Annotated in this window: 6 protein-coding genes; all 6 read left to right on the forward strand. The window is 30.9% G+C overall.

Annotated features, from left to right (window positions below; genetic code table 11):
* A partial coding sequence (locus Q0A18_RS11640; RefSeq protein WP_292010318.1) for a hypothetical protein occupies positions 1-751 on the forward strand: 751 nt, incomplete at its 5' end.
* A gap of 30 nt (positions 752-781) precedes the next feature.
* The gene (locus Q0A18_RS11645; RefSeq protein ID WP_292010319.1) at positions 782-1,930 is read left to right on the forward strand and encodes a cysteine desulfurase family protein; all 1,149 of its coding nucleotides are present in this window, start codon (positions 782-784) and stop codon (positions 1,928-1,930) included.
* A complete protein-coding gene (locus Q0A18_RS11650; RefSeq protein ID WP_292010320.1) occupies positions 1,923-4,157 on the forward strand; it encodes a DEAD/DEAH box helicase family protein in 2,235 nt (744 codons plus the stop codon). The genes Q0A18_RS11645 and Q0A18_RS11650 overlap by 8 nt, the downstream gene beginning before the upstream one ends.
* A complete protein-coding gene (locus Q0A18_RS11655) occupies positions 4,150-4,383 on the forward strand; it encodes a hypothetical protein (RefSeq protein ID WP_111959914.1) in 234 nt (77 codons plus the stop codon). The genes Q0A18_RS11650 and Q0A18_RS11655 overlap by 8 nt, the downstream gene beginning before the upstream one ends.
* Positions 4,380-6,518 carry an AAA family ATPase gene (locus Q0A18_RS11660; RefSeq protein ID WP_292010321.1) on the forward strand — a complete coding sequence of 713 codons (2,139 nt, stop codon included), beginning with the start codon at positions 4,380-4,382 and terminating at the stop codon, positions 6,516-6,518. Before Q0A18_RS11655 ends, Q0A18_RS11660 begins: the two co-directional genes overlap by 4 nt.
* 2 nt (positions 6,519-6,520) lie before the next feature.
* Positions 6,521-7,087 carry a hypothetical protein gene (locus Q0A18_RS11665; protein ID WP_292010322.1) on the forward strand — a complete coding sequence of 189 codons (567 nt, stop codon included), beginning with the start codon at positions 6,521-6,523 and terminating at the stop codon, positions 7,085-7,087.
* The last annotated feature ends 9 nt before the right edge of the window (positions 7,088-7,096 follow it).

Here is a 7,096-nt window from a genome sequence, read left to right on the forward strand (position 1 = left end):
AGGGAGTCTACAAAAATATTCTGATAAAAACACGATAGAAGAAAAGAGAAAATCCATTAATCAAGTATTAACTGTCTTTCAGGGTAAGAAAAATAACAATGAAAGTTTACTAAAAGATTTAGGGGTAGATTATTTTGAAAGGATTAAAAATGCTACTAAACATACTAAAAAACTAAATGGTGAGCTATATTCTTCAGCTTATGCTCTGTATTTAAGTAGAATAAATTCTGAAAAGATTTTCTTTTATACAGATGATTATCCTGCTAAAGAACAATTTTCCCCTTTTTTTGATTATCAACAAATTGGTCAAATAAAGGATTCTGTTGATTTGCTAATTTTACTCTATTGGTTGGATGATAGTTTTAATGAAAAACAATTAGATGGAGCTTTAAGTAGTTTGTATTCACAATATGCAACAGAAGTCGTCACATTAAAAAAAGAACTCCAAGTTTTCTTCACGAATAAAGTTAATGCAACTTTTAGAAAAACTAAAAGGGAAATTGTTGAAAGACTAAATACATTAATACTGTGTCTTGACAAACTTGAATTTGAAGGAGTAGGGATATTGTATTCATTTTTTGAAACGAATAAAGCCACTAAGGATATCTATAATATTCTGAAAAATTACAACTCTATCTTTGAATTGGAGAAAAAATCAAATACAGAAACGCTGCTTGAGAAAATTTCAAACACACGAAAGGCTATAAAGGAAAATAAAATTTACAAATGGAACGACTTATTAAGCAATTAAGGATATCGTTCACAATGAAATATCAGTATAATGTTAAATGCGAATAAGATATCATACCTTGATTACAATGCCACTACTCCAATAGATCTGAGAGTATTGGATGCGATGCTCCCATTTCTAAAAGAAAACTTTGCCAATCCAAGTAGTACCCATTATTTTGGAATAATTATAAATGAGACAATAAAATTGGCAAGAACACAAGTTGCCGATCTAATTAGTGCAGATGAAAAAGAAATCATTTTCACGAGTGGTTCAACCGAAGCAATAAATATAGCAATAAAGGGTGTTTCAGAAAGCTACTTCAATAGAGGAAAACATATTGTAACTGTTTCAACAGAACATAAAGCAGTACTTGATACTTGTAATTACCTTGAAACTAAAGGCTATGAAATTACTTATTTGCCTGTTCAAAAAAGTGGATTAATTGATTTGGACGAGCTGAAAAAATCTCTGCGTTCAGATACTATTTTGGTTTCTGTAATGTATGTAAATAATGAAACTGGAATAATTCAACCGATAAAAGAAATTGCTTCTCTTGTTCATGATAGTGGGGCCTTATTTATGACAGATGCAACACAAGCAGTTGGGAAAATTAAGATTGATGTGGATAATTTAGGAATAGATATACTATGTTTAAGCGGGCATAAAATGTATGCACCTAAAGGAATTGGGGCTCTGTATATAAGAAAAGGAATTAACCTTCCTGCGTATACACACGGAGGCGGACATGAAAATGGTTTACGAAGTGGAACATTAAACGTTCCAAGTATTGTAGCTCTCGGCAAAGCTTGTGAGGTTGCAGAAGAAGAAATGGAGCAAGATGCTGAAAGAATTGTATTGTTACGAAAAGATTTAGAAAATGAATTGCTCAAAATTCCTGGTACATTCGTGAATGGAAGTACAGAAAGGAGAATTTACAATGTAAGTAATATTTGTTTCAAGGGACGTGATGCCACTGTTATGATAGGTAGGATGAAAAATGTAGCTGTTTCCAATGGTTCAGCCTGTACTTCTGCGGTGATTGAGCCTTCACATGTTCTTACAGCAATGGGGTTGGACAATAATGATGCTTTTGCTTCACTTAGGTTTTCATTAGGAAAATTTACTACAGAAGAAGAAATAAAAACAGTGGTTAAAACGATTTCTGAATTAACTAAAACGATGTTAGGAGATGCTTAAAGATTGTGATTGGTCTGTAGATAGGGATTATAAGACAGGAACAGAAAATGAGCCTTTGCAATTTTATTTGGAAGGCTTAGCTAATAGTTCTGAATTTCATTTATTGCTAGGTTATTTCAGCTCAGCAGCTATCAATTTACTTTCTGTTGGTTTTGCAACATTTATTAGTAAAGGAGGAAAAATGCGAATGGTCATCAATCATTTGCTTTCCGAAAAAGACAAAGAAGCTTTAGAAAATGGACAAAGTTCTGATAATCTGAACAAAATGTTTGATTTGTCAGATGTAGTTTCTCTTGGCAAAGTGCTTGATGAATATGACACACATTTCTTCGAATGCTTGGCATATATGATTGCTGAAAAGCGAATTGAAATTAAGGTAATCAAACCCAAACACAATAGAGGAATTGCACATTATAAATCAGGTGTTTTCAGTGATGGAGAAAATTCTGTAGGATATAAGGCTTCTTGTAACTTTACCTTATTTGGTTTATCAGAAAATTTGGAGGAGTTAGAAGCATTCTTAGGTTGGGAAGATGAGAGGTCAAATAAACTAATAAAAAAACAATTAAGAGTTATTGATGACTATTTTTCCGAACAGGATGAAGATGTTGAGTATTTGTCAGCAAATGAAATAGAAGTTGCAATTAAAGATAAGTTTGGTAATAAAAGTGTTGATGAGTTAATTGTTCAGGAGGAACAACTATTTGAAAAGAAAAGAAGTCTCATTAAAAACCATAAGCTAAAACAAACTATTGTTAAGCTTTATGATGATATTGATAAAAACTCAAGAAATCCGAAATTTCCATATTCTGAAGGTCCAAGAGAGTATCAAAAAATTGCATTTAATAATTGGAAAAATAATAATCAACAAGGATTGTTTGCAATGGCAACAGGTACAGGAAAAACAATCACTTCTTTGAATTGTTTACTTGAGATTTATAAAAAAACAGGTTATTATAAAGCCTTAATTCTTGTACCTACAATTACATTGGTTAACCAATGGGAAAATGAATGTAAAAAGTTCAATTTTATAAATATTGTAAAAGTTTGTTCAAAAAGTCGTTGGAGAAATGATTTTTCAGCTATTTTAACGAGGGAACGACTTTCTCCAACGGAACAAGTTTCATATATTGTAATTTCAACGTATGCTTCTTTTGCAAGAGATAATATTTTTACTGAATTAAACCAATTACCTGCAAAAACTTTATTAATTGCAGACGAATGCCACAATATGGGTTCGGGTACAATTTTGAAGCTTTTACCCAAAGTAAATTGCAAACGGAGAATTGGTCTTTCGGCAACACCTGAACGTCAATTTGATGAAGAAGGGAACAAAAAACTATTTTTGTTTTTTAATAGTGAAAATGAATATACGTATGAGTATTCCATGGAGGAGGCCATAAATAAAGGAGTATTATGCCGGTACTATTATTATCCTCATATAGTTACCCTTACAGAATCTGAAATGAAAGATTATATGGAGTTATCACATAAAATATCAAAATTCTATAAAAGTGAATCTGATAGTTTCAGCAAAAATTCTATTTTAACAGCATTATTATTAGCGAGAAAGCGAATTGTACATAAAGCATTTAATAAAATATCTATTTTTAATGATATTCTAAAGGAACAGTACGAAAAGAAAGGCAACTTAAAATATACATTGGTTTATGTTCCCGAAGGTAATGACCCGAACGAATATTTTGAAACAGATTATTTTTCGGAAAATGATGAAATTGAAAGCGACTATGATGCAGCCCACTTAATTGATGTCTTTACTGAAGCAGTAAGGGACATTGATAAACGAACAACAATTAAGCAATTTGTTTCAGGGACAAGTGATAAAGAATATATTTTAGAACAATTTGCAAATGGAGAAATTGACGTGCTTACTTCAATGAAATGCTTGGATGAGGGAGTTGATGTACCACGTTCTGAATTAGCTATTTTTTGTGCGAGTACTGGAAATCCTCGACAATTTGTACAACGTCGTGGTCGGATTCTTAGGAAACATCCGGATAAACAATTTGCCTATATTCACGATTTAGTTGTAATTCCTGAAATCAACCCTAATAGTGAAAGTTACAAGATGGAAAGAAGTATGTTGAAAAAGGAGTTAGAGCGTGTTAACAATTTTGCTTTGCTTTCAGAAAATAGCTCTTATACGATTAATACACTTTTAGATATTATGAATTACTATAATTTAAATCTCTACAATAATGAATAATAAAGATAAAATGTTACAATTAGTACTTTCTGATGATAAACTAAGTTCATTTTATGAATTTAATGCTGAGGATTACCCTACAGTAGACGATGCTTTAAATTCTGAGAACCCGATCGTTGTAGCTGTAGCAAAAATTATTGAAGGAGTTGCGGGAAGCTCTGATAGAAGTATTTTTAAGGAAACTTACAATGAGGTAATTAACTATCTTAATCAAAATATCCTATGATTATAAAAGAAATCACAATAGAAAACTTTCGGAGCTATTATGGAGTTAATACAATTAAATTTAATGATGGATTAATGATTTTCATTGGAGATAATGGGGATGGTAAAACTACTTTTTTCGAGGCATTAGAATGGTTGTTTGATACTTCAAAACAAAATCTTGATTTACGTCTTATCTCTGAAAAAAAAATATCTGAGTTACCGGAATTTGAAAGTGATGTTCTGCGTGTATCAATGACTTTCGAGCATGATGGAGAGAAAATTGTAGAAAAATCATTTTCATTTTCTAAAGATGCTAACAACGAAATAAATACAGGTGATTTTCAATTCAAAGGTTTTGAAAATGAGGGCGCTGAAAGAATTCCAATTCAAGGAGGAAGATTATTGGACCGTTGTTTTGAAGCAGCTATACGCAAATACTGTCTTTTTAAAGGAGAAGAAAATCTTAATGTCTTCAATAATCCTGATGCTTTAAATTATCTAATTGAAACTTTTTCAAATATCAGACAATTTGAGCCTTATTATAATGGAGAGGATGAAACGTCTGGTTTTACTGATTATGCTGAATATCAATCTAGAAAAGCGTTTGAAAAAGCGATGAAATCAGATAAACAAAACTCTCAACAAGAAAAGGATCTGAGTTCAAAGCTTGATTTGTTAAGAAAAGACTTAAGTGATATACGCCAAAGGTTAAAAAGTAATAGAGAAAATGCAAACAATTACTCAACAAAGCTCAATGAAATTGAAAACAGTAAAGAAGCGAGTGAGTTACTAAAAGCTATTAATGAACGATTAAAATCATTACGAGAAAAAAAGGTTCAAACAGAAAAGCATATCAATGAAGAATATTCTATAAAACTTCTTGATGATATGTGGATTCTCGGCGGGTTTTCTGCTATTTTTGAAGAGTTTCAACAAAAAGTATCTCTATTCAGTAGGGAGAAAAGAAAACTTGAACGTGAGGAAGATAAACTGAAAGGTAAACAAGAATTAGCCAAAGAAATAGCTGAAGGTATTATTCCTTTATCTCCTAATATTCCTGATAAAATCTCTATGCAAGAGATGATTAAAGATGAGTTTTGCAAGGTGTGTGGTCGTGAAGCTAAAGAAGGAACGGATGCTTACGATTTTATGGTTAATAAACTTAATGACTTAATTAAGAGTCAACAACCAATTGAAAAGGAAACTGAAAAACAACTTTTCCAAAATAGTTTTTTACGAGAATTAGAGCAAAAAAGTAATAATTTAGAATATAATCAAGCAGAAATAAACAATTTAATTAACTCAATTAGAGATACTATTGAATTTAATGAAGCAAGAAAGGCTGATGCTAATAAAATTCAGGAAAGCATTGATATAGAGGAAGAAAATAAAAAGAAATTATTAGCTCAAAATGATGGATTAACAGAAGAACAACTACAAAACGCTTATGAAAATATCAAAAATTGGTGGGATTATAAAGGTCAAGCAGAGAAACAAGTTGTAATCCTTGAAAAGGAAGAAAGTGAAAAGCAAAAAGAATTAGAAAAATATCAAGAAGAATATAATAATTTGGCTAAGGGGTCTGTGGCTGATACCTATCGAAAAATTCACAGTGCATTGGATAAAATCAAAAATGCTTTCAAAAATGCAAAAGAAAAAAACACACAAGATTTTCTTTTTCAATTAGAAGATAAGGCTAATCAATATCTTGAAAGACTTAATATAGATGGATTTTATGGGATAATTAAAATAATTAAATCAGCAGATGGTGCTGCCAGAATTGCTTTGCAAGATAGAAATGATACATTTATATCGAGTCCAAATCAAGCTCTTAAAACAACAATGTATATGTCTGTATTATTTGCTGTATCTGACCTGACGGCGTTGAAACGAGATAATGACTATCCACTTATTTTTGACGCTCCTACCAGTTCGTTTTCTCCACAAAAAGAAAGTGATTTTTTCAAGGTTATTTCTGATATTAATAAACAATGCATAATATTTACAAAAAGCTTTTTAACAGAAAGAGGGATGTTGGATAATAATAAAATTGATGTTCAAAATTGTACAATTTATCGAATGGAAAAACTACGCCCTTTCAGCAATTTAGATTTGTCAACAATTCAAACTAAATTAACTTTAATAAAAGAGTAATTATGGCAAAAGATACTTTATATGATGTGTGGGGAAGACGGAATCCGCAATTTGAAACCCATTTCGAAGAAACACTTTTACGTCAATTTACTGAATATGGAGGAGGATCTGTTGAGTCAATGTCAAGTAAAGGGAAAATTTTTGGTGCAGGATATGAGCTTTATATTTATGCCTTTTTTATTGGGCTTTATGCAAATAAACGAAAAGAATTATCTGGAGAAACAAAAGGTCTTGGGCAGCCTATTCAGTTTTGGGGAAATTTAGATTCTAAGAAACTTAGAAAAGCGTATCCAAAATTAAGAGAATATATATTTTCAGCTTTACTTGCAAAAACCGATGATTTAGATTTAATTGCTCTTGAAAAAGGAGAAATAACAGAACGGAAAGCTGTTGATTATCTAATAGATACGATGGAACAGTATGCTAATTATGGGTTTTACAAAATAGAAGAAAAGTTAAATGAAAATTCTAATTATTTTTATAAAAATACAGGATTTTTAGATCTGGTTTTAGATCTTATCCGTAATACTAATGAAAAAAATGAGTCACAAATTATTGAAGATCTGTAAAGGATTATC

The sequence above is a fragment of the Chryseobacterium sp. genome (assembly GCF_022712095.1).
Taxonomy (GTDB): Bacteria; Bacteroidota; Bacteroidia; order Flavobacteriales; family Weeksellaceae; genus Chryseobacterium.

What these genes read in the sequence shown, in the direction of transcription:
- Q0A18_RS11645 (WP_292010319.1), top strand. Translation starts at nt 782, where the DNA reads ATGTTAAATGCGAATAAGATATCATACCTTGATTACAATGCCACTACT.
- Q0A18_RS11650 (WP_292010320.1), top strand. Translation starts at nt 1,923, where the DNA reads ATGCTTAAAGATTGTGATTGGTCTGTAGATAGGGATTATAAGACAGGA.
- Q0A18_RS11655 (WP_111959914.1), top strand. Translation starts at nt 4,150, where the DNA reads ATGAATAATAAAGATAAAATGTTACAATTAGTACTTTCTGATGATAAA.
- Q0A18_RS11660 (WP_292010321.1), top strand. Translation starts at nt 4,380, where the DNA reads ATGATTATAAAAGAAATCACAATAGAAAACTTTCGGAGCTATTATGGA.
- Q0A18_RS11665 (WP_292010322.1), top strand. Translation starts at nt 6,521, where the DNA reads ATGGCAAAAGATACTTTATATGATGTGTGGGGAAGACGGAATCCGCAA.